This window comes from Psychrobacter raelei (genome assembly GCF_022631235.3).
Taxonomy (GTDB): Bacteria; Pseudomonadota; Gammaproteobacteria; order Pseudomonadales; family Moraxellaceae; genus Psychrobacter; species Psychrobacter raelei.
In genome coordinates this window covers 2,756,310-2,773,689 of the sequence record NZ_CP093310.2, presented here as the reverse complement: position 1 = coordinate 2,773,689, position 17,380 = coordinate 2,756,310, and the positions used below count along the sequence as shown (strand labels likewise).

At 44.8% G+C, this 17,380-nt stretch carries 18 protein-coding genes; 9 read left to right on the top strand and 9 right to left on the bottom strand.

The window, feature by feature from the left end:
* Positions 1-19: 19 nt before the first annotated feature.
* From folK to yjgA, 5 genes are all read left to right on the top strand, one after another.
* Complete coding sequence (gene folK / locus MN210_RS11640; RefSeq protein ID WP_011961345.1) at positions 20-547, top strand: 2-amino-4-hydroxy-6-hydroxymethyldihydropteridine diphosphokinase; 528 nt, start codon at positions 20-22, stop codon at positions 545-547.
* A gap of 74 nt (positions 548-621) precedes the next feature.
* On the top strand, positions 622-1,434 hold the full coding sequence (gene panB / locus MN210_RS11635) for a 3-methyl-2-oxobutanoate hydroxymethyltransferase (protein WP_338412248.1): 813 nt from the start codon (positions 622-624) through the stop codon (positions 1,432-1,434).
* A 19-nt stretch (positions 1,435-1,453) separates the two neighbouring features.
* Positions 1,454-2,314: a pantoate--beta-alanine ligase gene (panC, locus tag MN210_RS11630; RefSeq protein WP_241878638.1), complete on the top strand. Its 861-nt coding sequence runs from the start codon at positions 1,454-1,456 to the stop codon at positions 2,312-2,314.
* A gap of 66 nt (positions 2,315-2,380) precedes the next feature.
* Positions 2,381-3,328 carry an RNase adapter RapZ gene (gene rapZ, locus MN210_RS11625; protein WP_241878637.1) on the top strand — a complete coding sequence of 316 codons (948 nt, stop codon included), beginning with the start codon at positions 2,381-2,383 and terminating at the stop codon, positions 3,326-3,328.
* A 169-nt stretch (positions 3,329-3,497) separates the two neighbouring features.
* Positions 3,498-4,007, top strand: coding sequence for a ribosome biogenesis factor YjgA (yjgA, locus tag MN210_RS11620; RefSeq protein ID WP_011961341.1), 510 nt, complete (start codon positions 3,498-3,500; stop codon positions 4,005-4,007).
* A 14-nt stretch (positions 4,008-4,021) separates the two neighbouring features.
* Here the strand turns inward: yjgA and cutA are convergent, their stop codons facing one another.
* The 4 genes from cutA to dapA form a co-directional block, all read right to left on the bottom strand.
* Positions 4,022-4,333: a divalent cation tolerance protein CutA gene (cutA, locus tag MN210_RS11615; RefSeq protein WP_011961340.1), complete on the bottom strand. Its 312-nt coding sequence runs from the start codon at positions 4,331-4,333 to the stop codon at positions 4,022-4,024.
* 140 nt (positions 4,334-4,473) lie between these two features.
* On the bottom strand, positions 4,474-5,193 hold the full coding sequence (gene purC / locus MN210_RS11610) for a phosphoribosylaminoimidazolesuccinocarboxamide synthase (protein WP_338412247.1): 720 nt from the start codon (positions 5,191-5,193) through the stop codon (positions 4,474-4,476).
* 138 nt (positions 5,194-5,331) lie between these two features.
* Positions 5,332-5,697 carry a hypothetical protein gene (locus tag MN210_RS11605; RefSeq protein ID WP_011961338.1) on the bottom strand — a complete coding sequence of 122 codons (366 nt, stop codon included), beginning with the start codon at positions 5,695-5,697 and terminating at the stop codon, positions 5,332-5,334.
* Between the two features lie 175 nt (positions 5,698-5,872).
* The gene (gene dapA / locus MN210_RS11600) at positions 5,873-6,781 is read right to left on the bottom strand and encodes a 4-hydroxy-tetrahydrodipicolinate synthase (RefSeq protein WP_110817070.1); all 909 of its coding nucleotides are present in this window, start codon (positions 6,779-6,781) and stop codon (positions 5,873-5,875) included.
* A 416-nt stretch (positions 6,782-7,197) separates the two neighbouring features.
* On the opposite strand from dapA, the gene MN210_RS11595 reads away from it, so the two are divergent.
* Positions 7,198-8,457, top strand: coding sequence for a saccharopine dehydrogenase family protein (locus MN210_RS11595; protein ID WP_338412246.1), 1,260 nt, complete (start codon positions 7,198-7,200; stop codon positions 8,455-8,457).
* Positions 8,458-8,639: 182 nt separating this feature from the next.
* On the opposite strand, the gene MN210_RS11590 is transcribed toward MN210_RS11595, so the two are convergent.
* Positions 8,640-11,156, bottom strand: a complete 2,517-nt coding sequence (locus MN210_RS11590; RefSeq protein WP_338412849.1) for a helix-hairpin-helix domain-containing protein — start codon at positions 11,154-11,156, stop codon at positions 8,640-8,642.
* 688 nt (positions 11,157-11,844) lie between these two features.
* Here MN210_RS11590 and ompR point away from each other — a divergent pair.
* Positions 11,845-12,591 (top strand): osmolarity response regulator transcription factor OmpR, encoded by a 747-nt coding sequence (gene ompR / locus MN210_RS11585; protein ID WP_011961334.1) that lies wholly within the window; start codon positions 11,845-11,847, stop codon positions 12,589-12,591.
* Between the two features lie 168 nt (positions 12,592-12,759).
* On the opposite strand, the gene MN210_RS11580 is transcribed toward ompR, so the two are convergent.
* The 4 genes from MN210_RS11580 to ubiG form a co-directional block, all read right to left on the bottom strand.
* Positions 12,760-13,026 (bottom strand): DksA/TraR family C4-type zinc finger protein, encoded by a 267-nt coding sequence (locus tag MN210_RS11580; protein WP_011961333.1) that lies wholly within the window; start codon positions 13,024-13,026, stop codon positions 12,760-12,762.
* Positions 13,027-13,248: 222 nt separating this feature from the next.
* Positions 13,249-14,025 (bottom strand): YciK family oxidoreductase, encoded by a 777-nt coding sequence (locus tag MN210_RS11575; RefSeq protein ID WP_241878636.1) that lies wholly within the window; start codon positions 14,023-14,025, stop codon positions 13,249-13,251.
* A gap of 77 nt (positions 14,026-14,102) precedes the next feature.
* Entirely contained in the window at positions 14,103-14,810 is a 708-nt protein-coding gene (locus tag MN210_RS11570) for an HAD family hydrolase (protein WP_241878635.1), read from the bottom strand.
* A gap of 81 nt (positions 14,811-14,891) precedes the next feature.
* Positions 14,892-15,680 (bottom strand): bifunctional 2-polyprenyl-6-hydroxyphenol methylase/3-demethylubiquinol 3-O-methyltransferase UbiG, encoded by a 789-nt coding sequence (gene ubiG, locus MN210_RS11565; protein WP_155587550.1) that lies wholly within the window; start codon positions 15,678-15,680, stop codon positions 14,892-14,894.
* 477 nt (positions 15,681-16,157) lie between these two features.
* Here ubiG and MN210_RS11560 point away from each other — a divergent pair, with 477 nt between their 5' ends.
* Together MN210_RS11560 and MN210_RS11555 are read left to right on the top strand one after the other, a co-directional pair.
* Positions 16,158-16,799, top strand: coding sequence for a thiol:disulfide interchange protein DsbA/DsbL (locus MN210_RS11560; protein WP_110817065.1), 642 nt, complete (start codon positions 16,158-16,160; stop codon positions 16,797-16,799).
* 298 nt (positions 16,800-17,097) lie between these two features.
* Complete coding sequence (locus MN210_RS11555) at positions 17,098-17,307, top strand: (2Fe-2S)-binding protein (protein WP_011961328.1); 210 nt, start codon at positions 17,098-17,100, stop codon at positions 17,305-17,307.
* Positions 17,308-17,380 lie beyond the last annotated feature (73 nt).

The following is a 17,380-nucleotide window of genomic DNA, read 5'->3' as shown; positions in this document are numbered from 1 at the left end:
GAAGAGGATAACCACTAATATGGTCAATCTGTCTGAGTCTCGAGCTTTAAAAACCTGCTACCTTGGACTCGGTGGCAATCTAAGCAATGAGCTAGGTACGCCCAGTGAGCATATTGCTAAGGCCATAGCCAGCTTAAGTGCGCATCCACAAATTGAGCAAGTGCGTGCCTCTTCGTTATATGCCTCTAAGCCTATGGGGCCCCAAGATCAGCCGGATTTTATCAATGCTGTGGTCGAGCTGCAGACCTCGCTTAGCGCGCAGCAACTGTTAGAAGTGTGCCAACACTTAGAGCAACAAGCACAAAGAGTACGCCTACGCCGCTGGGGTGAGCGCAGCTTGGATGTGGATGTGCTGCTTTATGGTGATGAGAGTGTATCGACGCGTACGTTAACTGTGCCGCATCCAGGGATTAAACTGCGTAATTTTGTGCTTATTCCTTTAGCTGAGCTCAATGCTAAGCTTGTGATACAAGGTGAGCTGATAACTGATTTGGCACCCACTCATGACTGGACGGGACTGACCCGTTTGGATGACAATCCTTCTTAACCTCTCATTTCAATCAGTACCGCTATACCAGCGCGCACTTCTTTGTTCTTACCCATTTTGCCTAGGTACTTTCTATGATTACTTTATCCACTTTAAAAAAATACAAAAAAGAAGGTCGTAAGTTCAGCTGCCTAACTTGCTATGATGCTATGTTTGCAAAAATGATGCAAAATGCTCAAGTAGATACCATCTTAGTTGGAGATAGCTTAGGCATGGTGGTGCAGGGTAATGACTCAACCTTACCTGTAACGGTAGAGGATATTGTTTATCATACTGGCAATGTGAGTCGTAGCAATAAACATGCCCTTATCCTAGCTGATCTGCCTTTTATGAGCTATGTCACAGTAGAAGATGCCATTGCCAATACGCGCAAAGTGATGCAGGCTGGTGCTCAAGTTATTAAGCTTGAAGGTGGGGCAGAGCTGAGCGAGATGGTAACCACATTGACTAAGGCAGGCGCCCCTATCTGTGTACATTTAGGCTTAACACCGCAGTCAGTAAACGTATTTGGTGGCTATAAAGTGCAAGGTAAAAGCGATGATGCGGCCGCTAAGCTTATGAGCGATGTTCATGCTGTGGTAGCGGCGGGCGCCTCACTGATCTTGTTAGAATGTGTTCCAGCCTCCTTGGCCAAAGCGGTAACTGAAGCGGTGGATGTGCCAGTGATTGGCATTGGTGCAGGTGCGGATACTGATGGTCAAGTACTGGTGATGCATGACATGCTGGGTGTGACCCACGAGCGTACTGCTCGCTTTGTCCATGATTTCTTGACTGATGAGCGCAATCAAAAAAGTGAATACGCCGGCAGTGTGGAAGGGGCTTTTGCTTTGTTTCATAACTCAGTCATTGAAGGCAGCTACCCTCAAGCTGAGCATCAGTTCAATTAGTTAATTTCGGACAACAGTTATGACGATCACATTTAACACCATCCAAGATCTTCAGCAAGCGTTGCATCCGCTTCGCACGGACAAAAAAATCGCCCTAGTGCCTACCATGGGTAATTTACATGACGGCCATATCTCTTTAGTAAAACTGGCACAAGAGCACGCAGATGTGGTAGTGGTCAGTATCTTTGTTAACCCTACTCAGTTTGGTGTGGGGGAAGACTTAGACAGTTATCCTCGCACGCTTGAGGCCGATACCCAAAAGCTGACTGAGGCTGGGGTAGATTATATTTTTGCGCCAAGCGTGGAGGAGATGTATCCTGTCATGCCACCGCCTACTCAAGTATTAGCCGGTGCTATCAGCCAGTATTTATGTGGCAAGTCACGTCCTACACATTTTGATGGGGTCGGCATTGTGGTGACTAAGCTGTTTAATATCGTGCAGCCGAATGTGGCAGTATTTGGCAAAAAAGACTATCAGCAATTGGCCATCATTAAGCAATTGGTGCGTGACTTAAGTTATAACATTGAAATAATTGGCGCGCCTTTGGTGCGGGCAGTAGATGGATTAGCTTTATCATCTCGCAACCAATATCTTACCGAAACAGAGCGTCAGATTGCACCGATGTTAAATCAACACCTGAGTAAATTGGCTCAAAAACTTAAAAATACCCCTATCGCTAATAATCAACAGCTACAGGCCTTAATCGAAGACACGATAGCACAAATAAATAATGTAGGCTTTAGGGTGGATTATCTTGAGGTTAGCAATCAAGATTTGAGCGAGATTACGGACTTTTACGGTCAAAAGCAGTGGGTTATCGCTGTAGCAGCCTGGCTTGGCAAGGCGCGCTTACTCGATAATCAAGAGGTAAATGCCTAAGCGCCTAAGCGGTGATAACCTTGGGTCGTTATTATCTGTCGTATCATAAAATAGGGAGCAAGCTTTATGTCGGCCAATGAGTCTGTGGTAACTGCTGACTTAGAACCAAGAGTACCTTCGACAGGCGGTGTGGATGTACTTATCGTCTCAGGGCGTTCAGGCTCGGGCAAAACGTCAGTGCTTAATATCTTAGAGGATTTGGGCTATTATGTGATTGATAATATGCCGCTGTCTTTGCTCTCTGATGCCGCCCATAAGCTTACCGAAGATGGCGGTATTACTAATCTGGCGTTAGGGGTAGACATACGCACCTTAAAGGCAGATTCAGCCAGCTTCTCAGCCATATATGACACTTTGCTAAACAGCTATGGGCCTGATAAAGTCAGAATTATGTATGTGACGGCTCAAGAGTCGGTATTGGTGGCTCGATTTGCTGCTACTCGCCGTGTACATCCTCTAATGGCAGTTAATGATTACGAAATCAAAAACCTGCCCAGCGCGATCATAAAAGAGACTGAAACGCTGCGTCCGATATCGGGCAATGCTGATATTACCATTGATACCAGTCAGCTGAACATTCACCAGTTAAAAGAGTTGGTACGCGAATATGTGGGAGCGGACAATCAAATCACGGTGAATGTTTTGTCTTTTGGGTTTAAATATGGCGTGCCTATTGATGCAGACTTCGTGTTTGATGTGCGTATCTTACCCAATCCGCATTGGGAGCCACAGCTTCGCGTCAAAACTGGCAAAGATACCGAAGTGGCAGAATTTTTTGCCAACTTTCCCCAAGTTGAAGAGATGAAGCAAGATATCTATCGCTATTTGGACCGCTGGCTACCTGAATTTTTGCATAACAATCGTCACACAGTGACAGTCGCCGTAGGCTGTACAGGCGGTAAGCACCGATCAGTGTTTCTTGCTGAATCCTTATATAGCATGTTAAGTGAGAGCCTACCACGTGAGATTAAGCTGATGGTTAAGCACAGAGAAAAAGCGCACTGGAAAGCCTAAAAGATACGGTCTTATATCGCATAAAGACAACATGCTAAAAGTATCGCCTATAGCACCACTGCCTGCCGAATTGGTAAAAATAGCAGGTGATAATATTAGGAAAATTGCGGCGCTATGAACGTTTTAGCCCCAGCCGCGCAAGTTTATTTATTAATAATTTGAGAGTTTTATGATTGATTGGTCCGAACATGATATGCGAGTTTCTCGCACTGAGCTAAAAAAAGCACACGAACGCTTACAACAGCTGTCTGTGCCCTTAGCTGCATTATCAAAAAAACAGATGAAAAAGCTGCCAACCACTGAGTATTTTTTGGCAGAATTGATGGCTTTAGCCGACATAACCAGTGCGAATGCTCGCAATCGTCAAATCAAGCGTGTGGGTAAGCTGATCAGTGAGGAGGATCGTCATGCCTTGGTAGATGCTCTATTTCAAATCCGCTTTAGTCATGAGCAGGCGGCTAAGATTGAAGGCTGGTTCACCCGCTTAAACATCCATGATGAAGGCACTCTCAAACAGTTTGGTAAACAGTTTAAAGCCTCTGAGCGCAACAGCGTTTATCAGCTATTATTGTGGATTGAGTATGCCAAGCACATGAATGATGATGAGCTGCTGCAAGAATCTGAAGATGATTTAATGAGCTATATTAAAGAGGTTGCCATTTTAACTCAGTTAGCTTAGCAGGCTTAACGTATCTAAAACGACTCTAGCTTTATCACGTCGTAAGCGGGCGTCTCATAAGGATGCGCCTGCTTTAAAGCCTCTATAACGGCTGTTATCTTATCTTTGGCCACCACCATCTCGACCCGCCACTCATTTACTTGCTCTATATGGTTTTGCTGACCGATGTGCGGCTGACTGCCTGATAAGGGCATAAACTGCCCTGTGCCTTGCACCTGCCAACAGCAATGAGAGTAGTTACCAATATGACCAGCACCTGCCTTAAATAAAGCGGCCTTGACTGCTTGTAGATCAGAATCTGGTATAAACACGGTTAGTTTGTACATAAATAGAGACTCCTTAAGGGTTTATTATAAGACTTAAATCGGGTCGTTAACTGTAGATGCCCCCACACAGTGCAAGGCGAAAAAAAAGGCCGACTATAAATTACTCATAGTCGGCCTTTTTTACACATTAGCAGTCATTTTTAGTTCATTGGAACGCCGATACGTTGAGCCACTTCTTCATAAGACTCGATAACATCGCCTAGGCTCTGACGGAAACGGTCTTTGTCTAGTTTTTTCTTGGTTTCTTTGTCCCAAATACGGCAGCCATCTGGAGAGAACTCATCCCCTAATACGATGCGGTCTTGGAACACACCAAATTCAAGTTTGAAATCAACCAACATCAAACCGCCTGCATCAAACAGCTCTTTTAGCACGTCATTAACCTTGAAGGTAAGATCTTTCATTTTTGCTAATTGCTCAGGTGTCGCCCAGCCTAAAGATACAGACAATGATTCGTTAACCATAGGGTCACCTAGCGCATCATCTTTGAAAAACAGCTCATAAGTGGGGGGTGTAAGAGGCTGTCCTTCTTCTAGACCTAAGCGGCGTACTAAGCTGCCGGCAGCAAAGTTACGTACCACACACTCTACAGGAATCATCTCTAGGCGTTTTACCAATACTTCATCATCAGAAAGCTGTTTTTCAAAATGAGTTTCAATACCGGCTTCAGCAAGCTTTTGCATGATAAACGCATTGAAGCGGTTATTCACTTGTCCTTTACGGCCTAACTGTTCGATGCGCTCACCGTTAAAAGCTGAGGTGTCATCACGGAAATGAAGTATCAGATAATCAGAGTTCTCTGTTTCATAAACAGATTTGGCTTTGCCTTTGTAAAGGAGGTCTTGTTTTTGAAGCTGCATGATTTAAGTCCTATGCAAATAGCTAAGTGGGATAAGTATCTTAGCTAAGAGGGGGTTGAAAAGGGTAATGTGAGTGCAACCAATCACGCGACTGGGCGCATAAACGCAGGGTATAGTGTACTAAATTAGAGCATCAGACTAGTTAGAATCAGACTCAATATCGCCAGATTTTTGTCCCAGTACTTGACGATAAGGCGGTGGTAGCTCGAAGCGTTTACCAGACTCATTTTCAAGATCAAGCGTATTTACCCCAACAGCGGGTGTGGCATAAAGTGGAACAAATGGGCCTGCTTCTAGGTCTGCAGGCAATTGAATTGGATCAAGCTTTTCAGCTTTTTGGTAAGCCAAGCTGCCATCATCAACCTTACCAAATACGCCTTTGGTGGCTTGGCATCCTGATAGAATAGCCAGACTACTCGCACCGACAATGAGCAGTTGTATAGCGGTGCTAAGAGCAGCATTAACCGGCTTTGGTGAAGTTTTAGAAAGTTGGGTTTGGTGCATGGGAAATCCTTTGTCAGTGGCGCTTTATGCAAACCCAGCGTGGGTAATTGGCATAAAACAGCCACTTATCTTCAAAAGTACTATGTATCAAAGTACAGGCGTTGAAACGGTTGGTCGTAACCATTGATCTTAGTCGTAACCATTGATCTTAATAATGGGTATAACTGCTTTAAATCTAGTCAATCAAACCGGCAGCTCGCAAACCGGCGTCCACTTGGTCATGAAACTTCTCATTTAACCACACCATAGGTAAGCGGATACCTTTCTCAATTTTGCCCATTTTATTTAAAGCATATTTGACCGGAATGGGGCTTGATTCAACGAACATAAGTTTGTGCAAAGGCTCAATGCTGTCGTGCACCTTTTTAGCCGTCTCAAAGTCACCTTTTAAGGCGGCACTAAATACATCACTCATCGCTTTTGGCACAATGTTAGCCGTTACTGATATATTACCTTTGGCACCATGTTTCATCAGCTCTAGCGCCGTGCCATCATCACCTGATAACACCACAATACGATCACCTAAAGCGTCAATTAATAGCTTGCCACGTTCTACCGAGCCGGTGGCATCTTTTATGGCGACAATGTTGTCAAAATCTGCCAAACGCTCTACGGTCTCTTGAGCAATATCGACCACAGTACGTCCTGGCACATTATAAAGCATTTGCGGCATATCTACAGCCTCAGATATCGCTTTATAGTGCTGGTATAACCCCTCTTGAGTGGGCTTATTATAATAAGGCGCTACTAAAAGGGCGCAATCGGCGCCGGCCGCTTTTGCCTCAGAGGTTAGGTGAATTGCCTCTTGAGTATTGTTGGCACCAGTACCTGCTATTACGGGCACTCGGCCGTTTACGTGTTTCACAAAAAAGTGGATAACATCACTGTGTTCTTGCATAGATAACGTGGCTGACTCTCCGGTGGTACCTACGGCAACCAAGCAGTGAGTGCCTTGTTCAATTTGCCAGTCAATCAGATTGGCTAAGCGCGGGTAATCTACTTCGCCATTGGCTTTCATTGGGGTTACTAAGGCAACCATTGAGCCTTGCAGTTGGGTTTTAAAGTCAGAATAGCGGTTACTCATAATATTGCCTTGTTATTTTAACTAATTTGTTTTAACTAATGTTATCTGAACTCGTTTGGCTCACCCTAAGCGGCGTAAAACTGAGTTGGGTTAAACTGTGTGGCCCACAGTTTTGAAATTGCAATACTGATGTCAATTAGTGTAGCACAATCTAGCCTGCGCAATCATCAAGCTATTTTACGTCTAAATGTAGCACAGTGATACCATGAGCGGCATAAAAAACATGAATAAAAGATGAATTCTTTTTTACCCATACGGCAAATACCCAATTAGCTTACCTGTCTGTTGTGACTCCTTACAAACTGTAGTTTTGTGTGCTAAGCAAGTGTGGTTTAATTAAAGGACATTTTAAGCCATATTTTAAGGCCCACTTGCCTTTTTTTATTGATGCCCTATTTTTTAAAGGATGAAGCAACATGAGCTCTGATACTGCCTCACAGGACAGCCGTCCCTATGACATCATACTTTACGGTGCCACCAGTTTTGTTGGTCAATTGACTGCCGCTTATTTACATCAGTTTTTATCACAGGCTAATAAGGATAACGCCGACTCAGTCAGATGGGCCATCGCTGGACGTAATCAAGATAAGTTAACTCAGGTCAAAGATCAGGTGGGTGATAGCAATTTGCCCATTTTAATTGCCGACAGTGAAGACTCACCAAGCTTAGATGCGCTGGCCTCTAAAAGCCGCGTAATTATCTCAACAGTTGGCCCTTATCTTAAATATGGTGAGCCATTAATTAAAGCCTGTGTGGACAATGGTACCGATTATGTTGACTTAACCGGTGAGGCTATTTTTATCAAAGCCATGCTTGATAAATATCAGTCTGCCGCTCAAGCGTCGGGCGCTCGCATTGTTAACTCATGTGGCTTTGACTCTCTGCCTTCTGATTTGGGCGTGCTTTTTACCCAAAATTATGCCCAGCAGACATTAAACGCGCCTTGTCATACTATTCATATGCGTGTCAAAGCAGCCAAAGGCGGCCTGTCAGGCGGTACGTTTGCTTCGATGGCCACTATATTAGAGGAAGTCGGTACCAATAAGGCCGCGCGCAAATTATTGGCCAACCCTTATGTGTTAAATGATGACCCAAAGCGCCCCAATGTTCGCCAAAATAGTGTAAAAGTACCTGAGTGGGATGCGCAGAATAAGCGCTGGCTGGCACCATTTATCATGGAGTCTATCAATACCCGCGTGGTACATCGCAGCAATCAGCTACGTGGCTATGAGTATGGCCGCGACTTTAAATACGATGAAGCGATGTGGATGCCATCTGGACTAAAAGGTCGCTTGCTAAGTTATGGCTTAGTGGCGGGCATGGCCGGATTTGCTGCAGGCATGATATTTAAGCCCACTCGTGATTTGATTAACGACAAGCTGTTACCACAATCTGGTGAAGGTCCAAATAAACAAGAGCGAGACGAGGGTTACTTTGATATTCGCTTCTTTGGCGAGGGCAGTCATGGCAAGCAGGTGTTGACCAAAGTAACTGGCGATAAAGATCCTGGATACGGCAGCACTTGCCAGATGTTATCTCAAAGTGCGCTTTGTTTACTACAAGATATCTCAAAGCAAGAAATAACAGGTGGGTTTTGGACGCCGGCGTCATCAATGGGCGAAAGATTAATCGAGCGTCTACAGGCGCATGCTGGTATCACGTTTGAGGTGCTGTAAATCGCTGTCAATCACAGTTAGGCTAGCTGTGATCAGCTTTTATGGACAGTCATATTTATGAATAGTTATAACAGTCACGCATAAAAATACCCCACAAGTTGTGTGCAACTGATGGGGTATCGTTTAATGGGCGGCTCTATTTGATTTTAGATATTGATTGCAAAGCAGCAATGAATGCTAGGTTATTTTTTTAACCCGGCTTGCTGTAGCAAGGCACCGAGTGAGCCTACTTTAGCCTCTTCAGCTTTGGGCTTAGCAGATTTGCTAGGCTTTGGCTTATCACTGCGGGTATTGGCAGTACGAGCGGCTTTATTGGCAGGTTTAGCACGGCTATTTTTGCGGGCCTTGGCCGGCTTAGTCGCAGCATTCTCAGCGTTTTTGTCAGTACTGCGCTGCGGGCTAGTAGCACGTTTGGCCGAAGCGGCATCTTCTGATTTCATGCTAAAGCCGATACGATTGCGTTTGGCATCAATTGAAATAACGCGAACGCTGACGATATCACCGGGTTTAACCAAGTTCATGGGGTCTTCAACAAAGTCGTTGGCCATCTCAGAGATATGCACTAAGCCATCTTGATGTACGCCAACATCCACGAAGCAGCCAAAACCAGTCACATTGGTAACCACGCCTTCAAGCTGCATGCCTTCTTCTAGATCGCTTACGCTGTTTACGTCGTCTCTAAACTGAGCTGTTTTGAACTCAGGGCGAGGGTCATGAGCAGGCTTAGAAAGCTCTTGTTTAATGGCGGCAATGCTGATGTTGTCATCGTTGGCTGCGTCAATACCATCGGTGCTTAGCGTATTGATAAGGCTGTCATTACCCAGTACGTCAGCAATTGACTTGCCAGACTTGTCTAATATGGCTTTCACCAAGTCATAGCTCTCTGGATGCACACCGGTAGCATCCAGCGGCTCTTCGCCATCACGAATGCGTAGGAAACCCGCTGCTTGTTCAAAGGTTTTTACCCCAAGTCTGGGCACATCTTTTAGCTGCTCACGGTTAGTAAATGCACCATGTTCTTTGCGGTAGTTGACAATTTGCTGAGCGACGTTACGGTTTAGACCGGCAATGTGGGCTAAGATAGCAGGGCTTGCGGTATTGACATCCACACCAACTGCGTTCACACAGTCTTGCGTCACTTTATCTAAGCTGTCAGACAGCTGAGCTTGGTTCACATCATGCTGATATTGACCCACGCCAATGGCTTTTGGCTCAACTTTAACCAGCTCTGATAAGGGGTCTTGTAGACGGCGGGCGATAGACACTGCACCGCGGATAGAGACGTCTAAATCAGCGAGCTCATCACTGGCAAGCTCGCTGGCAGAATACACAGAAGCGCCTGATTCATTGACCACGACGGCTTTGGCTGTGATGGTCTCATCGGCTTCAATCAGCTCTTTGATCATGGCATCGGTTTCACGGCTGGCCGTACCATTGCCGATTGCCACAAGCTCTACCTGATGGTCTTTTAACAGCTGAGCAATAGTTGCTTTAGCCTCATCCATTTTGTTATCGGGGGCAAATGGATAGACTGTCGCTATGGCCGGCTTACCTTCGCCATCTTGCATGACTTGACCTTGTGCATCGATCACCGCCATTTTTACACCATGACGAATACCAGGATCCACACCTAAAATAACTTTACGGCCGGCAGGGGCGGCCATTAATAGGTGCTGTAAGTTACTGGCGAAGACATCAATAGCATCAGCTTCTGCGGCCAGACGTTTTTCGGTCAATAAGCGGTGCTCTAAATGCGGGCGCCACTTATCCTTCCACAAGCTGTTGGCAGCAGTTATTAAAAAGTCATGACGCTCTTGAGGCTTGGTATTTTCAAGCTCAAATTTATTGATAACTTTATCGACAAAAGGAGTATCTTCACCATCGACTTTAAGCACCAATACATTTTCTTGACGACCACGTAGCATCGCAAGCAGGCGATGATTGGGCAGGCGTGCTAAGCTTTCGCTATGCTCAAAATAATCAGCGAACTTCTCACCCACCTCACGTTTTTCGTCAGAAGCTAGGCTTGAATTGATAGTGGCAGTTTTAGCAAAACCGCTACGTAAGTTATCAAGTAGCTCAAGCTCTTGGGTCCAGCCATCGATGATAATGGCTTCCACGCCGGCTAATTGTTTTTCGGTATCTGAAAAATCAACGTCAATCTCAGCGCCGGTATCATCAGTGATAGTCTCAGGCAGACTGTAATCGCTTAGGGCGTCAAGTGGCGTGACTTCATTATTAAGTAGAGTTTTAGCAACCTTATCCAGACCTGCAGCACGGGCTTTAGCAGCCAATGAACGGCGGCGAGGGCGATAAGGCAGGTAGATGTCCTCTAATTCAAGCTTAGAGGTGGCCTGCTCAATTCGAGATTGCAGCGCTTCGGTTAAGTTACCTTGGCTTTGCAGTAGCTCAAGAATCTTAGCACGACGTGAGGCCATGTCACGCTCGTAGTGTAAACCTTTTTCCAAAGCACGTAATTGGCTGTCGTCTAAGCCTTGTGTTTTTTCTTTACGATAACGAGCGATGAACGGCACCGTAGCACCTTCGTCGTAAAGCTTAACAAACGCATCGACTTGCGCAGGCTTAATACCCAGCTCTTTTGCAAGCTTATTATGGATGTTGGCAATGACATCAGCCGGCAAATTGCTGCTGCTTTGGCTGGTAGGGGTGTTGGCAGTTGTAGTATCGGTTTGGTTCATATCCGTATCGAAGTTAAGAAATGTGGTTGGCATTATAGCAAAAGCTGAGATAATAAAAATGGTTTTGCTTATTAATGTTTATTTATGTGATTTTGTCTGCTTAAATTAACAAACACATACAGCATTACTATGTAATAAGTGTGTAATTTCTTGCGTAATCTTATACACTAATTAATTGCTACAGTTTATCTGCTTTATGTGGGTAATAAAAGCCGACGCTTGGTGTCATTAAATACAGATACTATATCGTCTAAAGATGGTTTATTAAAAGCACCGTCATTATCAGACAAACGTAACTGCGCTAAAATAAACCTGTGTCAGCCGCGCATAAACAGCAACCAGATAACTAGCAGCCGCATAAATGACAAGCAGATAAAGCGCTGCTGTATAGGATTTAAAAGACGCTTAAAATAATAATAAATACCGGACAATAAGGGATAGGGAATAAAAAGATTGATAAATAGCCCAAACACTCCCATATAAATAATGAGTCTCTTATAATAATTTAAGCGAATAAGTAGTACCCTTTAAAACCATTGCCCCTTTATAATCAATTTATAATAATGAGTGATAGCCCTTTTATCAAAAATACGCTTTAATCGTGATTTGCTAAACTTGCGCCATAAGCTTTAGCGCTAAATGTGTATAATTAAGCCATATTAAATAAAATAACAATAGGACGCCTAGTATGTCAGACAATAAAATCAACAATACCGACAGTTTAACCCACCGTATCTTGGTGGTTGATGATGATGCCCGTTTACGCTCTTTACTACAGCGCTTTTTGGAAGATGATGGCTTCGTGGTGCGTACCGCCCATGATGGCAGCCAAATGGATAAACTGATGCAGCGCGAGTTATTCTCCTTGGTGGTATTAGACTTAATGCTACCCGGTGAAGATGGCATTGCTATCTGTAAGCGCCTGCGTGAAGAGAACAGTGATATCCCTATTATTATGCTCACTGCAAAAGGCTCAGACAGTGATCGTATTGCTGGCCTTGAGGCGGGTGCTGACGACTATTTGCCTAAGCCTTTTAACCCAAAAGAGTTGCTGGCCCGTATCAAAGCGGTTCTGCGTCGTCACAGCCGTGAGCTGCCTGGCGCGCCTTCGCAGCAAGTGGAGGTGGTGGAGTTTGGCCCATGGACGCTTGATTTATCTACTCGAACTTTAAAACGTGATGGTAACGTGGTCACCTTGACCACAGGTGAGTTTTCGGTATTGAAAGCTTTAGTACAGCACCCTCGAGAGCCACTCACGCGTGATAAGCTGATGAATTTAGCACGTGGCAGAGAGTGGGGTGCTATGGAGCGCTCAATCGATGTGCAGGTATCGCGTCTACGCCGCCTGATCGAAGATAACCCTTCACAGGCTCGTTATATCCAGACAGTCTGGGGTGTGGGGTACGTATTTGTTCCTGATGAAGAAGAGGCCTAGCCTGCATGTAGGTATTTATTAGTAGGTATTTGTTAGGGTATTGATAGGTGACAATACTCCATTTTACCGATTAACACATCTAATAAGACATGGCTCATCAAAGACACAAGACAATAAAAAAGGCGCTTAGCCCTATAGGGCTAAGCGCCTTTTTTATTGTCTGCTTGGCTAGCGTAGCTGACTGTCTTTACTACCACGGCGGTTATACAGCTCTTGGCTCTTGCTATGAGCTTCTATTTCACTTTGGCATTTTACGCAGTGCTCGACACCAGGCAGCGCTAGCCTACGTGCTTTGGGTATTTTTTCTCCACACTCATCACAATACAGCAGGCTTTCACCACTTGGCAGCGCCCTGCGAGCCCGCTCTAGAGCATCATTCACTGTGGCGTCCATTTGTTCGTGTTCTGCGCCATCACGCGCCCATCCTCCGGCCATAATTGACTCCTTTTTATTATGCAGATGCACCCGGTAATCAGGGCGCTATCCTTGATATATGAGGCTCAAGCCGCCTGTTATCAAGCCAGAGTAAATAGGATTGGTAACACGCATAGCACAAAAATGTCACAAAAAAAGGCCACCTATACGAGTTAGGCGACCTGATGTACTTAGCCTTGATGACAGGGCACTGGTTTAAAACACAGTTAGCAGGTGTCAGCTTTATTTAGGTTGTAATGCAATAACTTGACCTCTAACCCCAATACTGGCATCGCTCATTAAGCAGACATATGCCGGCATTAAGTCCTCAGCAGTCTTTAATGACATAGGGTTCTCGCCGGGAAAGGCATGGGCGCGCATGTTGGTGCGGGTGGCGCCAGGATTGATACAGTTAAAGCGTAGGCTGGTGGTATTTTGGGTTTCTTGAGTGAATATGTCACTCATGCCTTCCACCGCCTGTTTTGATAAGGCATACGCGCCCCAGAATGCGCGAGGATGCGTACCCACTGAGCTGCTTGTGAACACAAATGAGCCGTTATCTACAGATGTGACCAAGGGCATAAGCACTTGAGTGAGCATAAAGGTGGCAGTGGTATTCACTCGCATTACCTGCTCGAAGGTCACCACATCATACATCTCAAGCGGGGTTAGGGTCCCCAATATACCAGCATTGTGTAACACGCCATGCAGCGTACCAATCTCACTTTGGATGAGATTGGCCAATTGCTGCATATCGCTATAGCTGGCTGATTCTAGGTTCATCGGCATGATGGCTGGCTGCTTACCACCAGCGGCTTCTATTTCATCATAGACCGCCTCAAGCTTGCTTAATGTTTTGCCAAGCAGTAATACAGTGGCGCCATATTTGGCATAGGTTAAAGCAGCCACGCGGCCAATGCCGTCACCGGCGCCAGTGACTAAGATGGTTTTACCCTCTAGACAATTGGGCTCAGGGTTAAAGGTGCGTATCGCTTCATGAGTTAAAACAGGTTGAGTCATAAGGTCACTACTATTTTGGTAGAGGTTTTATTAAATGGTAAATACTAAGTGATAAATACTAAGTTATAAGTACTAAGTTATAAATAATCAAACTGCTTTGAGCGCAGTAGTTTCACCAAGGCCTTGGGCGTGTCGGCAATATAATCGGCGCCCCAAGCTTCCAAGTCATCTTGGTCCTCTGGCGGGATATAGCCATAGCTGGCCAGAACCGTCGTCATGCCTGCTGCACTACCTGCTTGCACATCACGGATATGATCCCCGATATAAATCACACTGTTGGCAATACCGCGTGGCAATTCTAACTTCTCTAATGCCAAATACATAGGCTCAGGGTCAGGCTTGGTATTGCTCACATCATCGGGGCAGACCAGCACTGAGCAGCGCTCATCGAGAGCAAGGCTTTGTAATAATTTGGTGGCCAAATAGCGCGGCTTATTGGTGACAATTCCCCAAGGAATGCCGCTTTTTTCATAAAAGCTTAGCAGTGGCTCAAGCTCTGTAAACACCTGGCTGTCAACACAGATATCGGCCTCATACTCATCCAAAAATTGCTGACGGTAGTGCTGAATCTGCTCTTCAGTAAGCGGCTGCTCATTGTGCTTGAGCATTAGGCTCACCATAGCACCTGCACCGGCCGATACTTGCTCACGAATGGCTTGACTTGGCGGTAATTGCCAGCCATTTTGCTCTGACATACGCTTAATAATACGGATAAAATCAGCGGCGGTATCAATTAGAGTACCATCTAAATCAAATAAGACGGCTTTGACATAATTTGTTGACATAATGTTGTACTTTTTAAAAGGTGTGTTTATAACGCTAAACTTAAGCTCAGTGGCCCATTAAATAGAGCGCTAAATGGGCAATTAAGCGGGTTTTACGACGGCCATCATGTAGTTGACATCAACATTCTGTGCCAACCAGTAGCGTTTGGTGATGGGGTTGTAGTGTAGACCGATTAAGTCTTGACGGTTGAAGCCGGCATTAATTGCCATCTTGTCTAACTCAGCAGGCGTGATGAATTTGGCATAATCGTGGGTACCACGGTCAAGTAGACGCAGCACATATTCAGCACCAATAATGGCGAACAGATAAGACTTAGGATTGCGGTTAATGGTCGATAGCACACACACCCCGCCCGGTTTTAGTAAATCATAGCAGGCTTGCACGATTTGGCTGGGGTCAGGTACGTGCTCTAGCATCTCCATACAAGTGATGACATCATAGCTCTGTGGCTGCTCAGCGGCCAATTGTTCAATAGCAATGTGCTTGTATCTTAGGCGGTCGGTTAAGCCGCTTTGCTCAGCATGTATGGTCGCGGCCTGTAGATTTTCAAGTCCCAAGTCCACACCGGTAGCATCAGCGCCTCGGCGGGCCATAGATTCGGTTAAAATACCGCCGCCACAGCCCACATCCAATACTGTTTTTCCGGTGAGCCCTGTGCCTGTGTAACGAATGACGTTCTCTTCTATCCAGTTCAAACGAAGCGGGTTAATCTGATGCAAGGTTGCAAAAGGACCTTGTTTGTCCCACCATTGGCTGGCGAGTTGAGTAAATTTACCCACTTCACTCATATCAACATTATTACCCAGATTAGAGGCGGTATTATCAGTGGCAGCAGTGTTAGAGATTGCGTCGGTATGGGTCTGAGTCATGAGCTGTCCTAAACCTTAAAATATTAGGGGGGTTAATAGGGGAAGATAATATAAGGCTGATACCCGATACTGGGCTTAAAATGCCTTATTATGAGATGGTCTATCTTACCATGCTTCGTAAATCCTATCTTACCATGCTTCATAAAATAGGGCATCTTTGATAATATTTTGCTACGATGACTACGCCATTATTTTAAGGTTGTTGGCTGAAAAAAATCACAATATAAGATCTAAATGAGAATTACTAACGCTTATTTAACCATTGGTTAAGGTTTTAGCAATGCTGACGGTTCACACAGACTGGGCAAATGCGGTATCATAGGCAATCTTAAAAAAAGTAAAGTAGCAGGCGACAATCTACTAAAGATATCAAGATCAGGGTTGTTTGAACTCGCTGTCGCTGTAAGCTCTATGTTGAATACAAGCCACTTATAATATAGACCCCAATCACCTCCTAAATATTCTTAAGGAATTACGATGAAGTTTTATTCTCAACGAGGTTTTGCTTTGGCCTCTTTAGCTGCTGCCGTTGGTTTGGCTTCTATGCCAGCATTTGCTGCAGATTATGTGGCCGGTAAAGACTATATAGTATTGGACAATCCCGAAACCATCAGCGGTGACAACATTATTGTACGTGAGTTCTTCTGGTACGGTTGCCCTCATTGTTACAATCTAGACCCTTATATGCTTAAATGGGCGAAAAACAAGCCAAGCGACGTCATCTTCATGCAGTCGCCTGCTGCGCTTAATCCTATGTGGGAAACAAATGCCCGAGGATTCTATGCCGCTCAACTTATGGGATATCTACCGCAAACTCACACTAAGCTATTTGATGCCATCCATAAAGACAACAAGCGTCTGTTTGATCAAGCTTCTTTATCTAAATGGTATGCAAGCCAAGGCTTAGACCAAAAAGAGTTTAACAAGCTATACAATTCATTTGCGGTAAGTACCAAAGTAGCGCGCTCTAAAGCAGGTGCTATGCGTTATCAAATTACTGGTGTGCCTGCGGTAGTGGTACATGGTAAATACGTGGTACAAGGTGAAGATGGTAAGGTGCCAAAAGTGGTGGATTACTTAGTCAAAAAAGTACGTATGGATATGAAAGCGGGTAAATAGCCAAGCTTTTATGTCGTGGTTTGATTTTTGATTACCGCTACTTATTATCCTAAGACAATTAAGACTGAGCTTAAGCTCAGTCTTTTTTTTTGGCTAAAAGCTATATAGGTAGGTGATTTTTAGGTGTTATCACTAATGCAAATAGTGGCGTTAATCAAGTTTTTCTGAAGGTGATTATTTTGTAAATATGGCGAATTAGATAAAAATAACTGTTGTGAATAAGAATTATTATCGTTATCATAAGCAGTAACTTACTAATCTTAGGTGCTTTGGCAAGCCAATAACTGAGGGTGTTAAAATGATCGTTTGCATATGCAATAATGTTAAGGACCGCCAAATTAAAGCGGCACTTGCTTCGGGCGTGGACTCTATGGATGCCTTAAAAGAGGCCTTAGATGTGGCTACTTGCTGCGGCTGCTGTGAACCTATGGTCAACGACTACCTAGAAGAGCATCATGCCATGAGCTACGATAGTGAATTGGTAAGTCAATTGGCTTATGCCGTTTAGCTTGCCTTTAACCTTAGTGGATTAAAAGCAAAACAGCCTAAAGCGTAGATACAATATAAAAGACAATATAGTG

What these genes read in the sequence shown, in the direction of transcription:
- panC (WP_241878638.1), top strand. Translation starts at nt 1,454, where the DNA reads ATGACGATCACATTTAACACCATCCAAGATCTTCAGCAAGCGTTGCAT.
- MN210_RS11555 (WP_011961328.1), top strand. Translation starts at nt 17,098, where the DNA reads ATGATCGTTTGCATATGCAATAATGTTAAGGACCGCCAAATTAAAGCG.
- rapZ (WP_241878637.1), top strand. Translation starts at nt 2,381, where the DNA reads ATGTCGGCCAATGAGTCTGTGGTAACTGCTGACTTAGAACCAAGAGTA.
- dapA (WP_110817070.1), bottom strand. Translation starts at nt 6,781, where the DNA reads ATGAGTAACCGCTATTCTGACTTTAAAACCCAACTGCAAGGCTCAATG.
- ubiG (WP_155587550.1), bottom strand. Translation starts at nt 15,680, where the DNA reads ATGACTCAGACCCATACCGACGCAATCTCTAACACTGCTGCCACTGAT.
- ompR (WP_011961334.1), top strand. Translation starts at nt 11,845, where the DNA reads ATGTCAGACAATAAAATCAACAATACCGACAGTTTAACCCACCGTATC.
- MN210_RS11575 (WP_241878636.1), bottom strand. Translation starts at nt 14,025, where the DNA reads ATGACTCAACCTGTTTTAACTCATGAAGCGATACGCACCTTTAACCCT.
- panB (WP_338412248.1), top strand. Translation starts at nt 622, where the DNA reads ATGATTACTTTATCCACTTTAAAAAAATACAAAAAAGAAGGTCGTAAG.
- yjgA (WP_011961341.1), top strand. Translation starts at nt 3,498, where the DNA reads ATGATTGATTGGTCCGAACATGATATGCGAGTTTCTCGCACTGAGCTA.
- MN210_RS11605 (WP_011961338.1), bottom strand. Translation starts at nt 5,697, where the DNA reads ATGCACCAAACCCAACTTTCTAAAACTTCACCAAAGCCGGTTAATGCT.
- MN210_RS11590 (WP_338412849.1), bottom strand. Translation starts at nt 11,156, where the DNA reads ATGAACCAAACCGATACTACAACTGCCAACACCCCTACCAGCCAAAGC.
- MN210_RS11595 (WP_338412246.1), top strand. Translation starts at nt 7,198, where the DNA reads ATGAGCTCTGATACTGCCTCACAGGACAGCCGTCCCTATGACATCATA.
- MN210_RS11580 (WP_011961333.1), bottom strand. Translation starts at nt 13,026, where the DNA reads ATGGCCGGAGGATGGGCGCGTGATGGCGCAGAACACGAACAAATGGAC.
- folK (WP_011961345.1), top strand. Translation starts at nt 20, where the DNA reads ATGGTCAATCTGTCTGAGTCTCGAGCTTTAAAAACCTGCTACCTTGGA.
- purC (WP_338412247.1), bottom strand. Translation starts at nt 5,193, where the DNA reads ATGCAGCTTCAAAAACAAGACCTCCTTTACAAAGGCAAAGCCAAATCT.
- cutA (WP_011961340.1), bottom strand. Translation starts at nt 4,333, where the DNA reads ATGTACAAACTAACCGTGTTTATACCAGATTCTGATCTACAAGCAGTC.
- MN210_RS11560 (WP_110817065.1), top strand. Translation starts at nt 16,158, where the DNA reads ATGAAGTTTTATTCTCAACGAGGTTTTGCTTTGGCCTCTTTAGCTGCT.
- MN210_RS11570 (WP_241878635.1), bottom strand. Translation starts at nt 14,810, where the DNA reads ATGTCAACAAATTATGTCAAAGCCGTCTTATTTGATTTAGATGGTACT.